The 1,617-nt window shown below is 41.2% G+C and carries 2 protein-coding genes; both read left to right on the top strand.

Annotated features, from left to right (window positions below; all coding sequences use genetic code 11):
* Positions 1-944, top strand: a 944-nt coding sequence (locus ABRS97_RS27960) for an RHS repeat-associated core domain-containing protein (protein ID WP_367819447.1), incomplete at its 5' end; no start/stop codon positions are given.
* A gap of 12 nt (positions 945-956) precedes the next feature.
* Complete coding sequence (locus ABRS97_RS27965; RefSeq protein ID WP_367819448.1) at positions 957-1,241, top strand: hypothetical protein; 285 nt, start codon at positions 957-959, stop codon at positions 1,239-1,241.
* The last annotated feature ends 376 nt before the right edge of the window (positions 1,242-1,617 follow it).

Raw genomic sequence — 1,617 nt, forward strand, 5'->3', positions numbered from 1 at the left:
AGAATGGTCATGGGGATGTGGTTGAGTTAAGGGATAGTACGGGGAATACACGATTAAACCAATATTCATACGATATATTTGGGAATATTGTAAGCCAAAGTGAGAACCTGCCGCAGCCGTTTAAGTATAGTGGCGAGATGATGGACGATAAGGTTGGGCTGCAATACCTACGGGCTAGATGGTATGATCCGAGTATGGGGCGGTTTATAGGCGAGGACAGCTTTGGAGGGCAGATTGATAATCCACTGAGCCAGAATAGATTTACGTATGTGCATAATAACCCTTTGACGAATATTGACCCAACAGGACATTGGTGTTCCAATGGAATATATCAGCACGTGGGATCGTGCGATAATAAATCTACCACTAACTGGTCCCCAGATTCACTACACCAAAATGACCCTGAATACTGTGGAAGCGATGGTTGTGATCAATATCATACAGGAACTAGAGCTCCAGGTGATGAAGAGTTTAATCCTTACAGAACGGGTTCAGGCAATCCTGAGAGTGGTTCCTCTAAAACTAAATTTGATATTAATAATTTTCTTAATGACCCAGAATTAAAAAAAGAAAGAGAACTATCACAAAATTTAGTAATTGGAATGTATACTGGGGGGAGTGGAGCAGGATCATTAATAAATTTTGCAAACTTTGAGACAAAATACGCTAAACACATATTAACAAATAGAGAATTCCTTGACTCTGCTGGTAATCTTATTAGTAGGTCTGAATATCTTCAAAAAGCTAATTCTGTATTTAGCTCAGCAACTACCGCAGCTTCACGAGTAAGAGATAATGCTTCATTGTACTTAAACGAAACTACTAATGAACTAGTAATTGTAAAGAATAATTTAATTGAAACATACTATAAGATAGACCCTGAAAAAATTGCAAAACAAGGATATGAAAGTGTCAAAATTTATTGGGAAGCTATAATAAAATAGGAGGAGACGATTTTGTCATATATTTGCACTTTATGCGGTTACTCAAATCTGAAATTTGCACCTTGGACACAGAAAGGGTTGTCTCCTAGTTATGAAATTTGTCCTTGTTGTGGTGTTGAGTTTGGGGTAGACGACATTAACAAAGCCGCCTATGAGATATATAAAAAGGAATGGTTTGAATCTGGGAACAAATGGTTTATGGAATCAAAGAAGCCAAATAATTGGAATTTACAAGATCAACTTAAAAAAATTAGTCAAATAGATTCCGAACAACTACCTCATTATCTATTGGATTAGGGAAACTAAACTTACCCAACCGCCTTGCGATTATCGCTTGGCGGTTCTTCTTTTCGTAATAGGCGATGGTGAAGCAGCCCTTTCTGCGCTTCTAGGAGCACGAAGCGCAGGCAAACACCAAGGATCAAAGTTATGCCTCCGGCAACCTCAACGCCCTCACCGCGCCTGATGGAGCCGAGAAACGGCTTGTCCCCCAAGTTGACTCCGGTGCAGGAATGCTTTTCGCCTCTCAGAATTTGAGAGGCGGTGGTAGCTTCCTGCTCAGGGAGAATCAACAGCGGACAAGCTGTTTCTCGGCATCAGGGCAGGTGAGGCGTTCCGGTTGCCGCGCCGCGGCTTTGATCCTTTTGGGCTTTGCCTTTGCTTCTTGATGGAC

The sequence above is a fragment of the Paenibacillus tabacirhizosphaerae genome, from assembly GCF_040812395.1.
In the GTDB taxonomy this organism is placed as follows: domain Bacteria; phylum Bacillota; class Bacilli; order Paenibacillales; family NBRC-103111; genus Paenibacillus_E.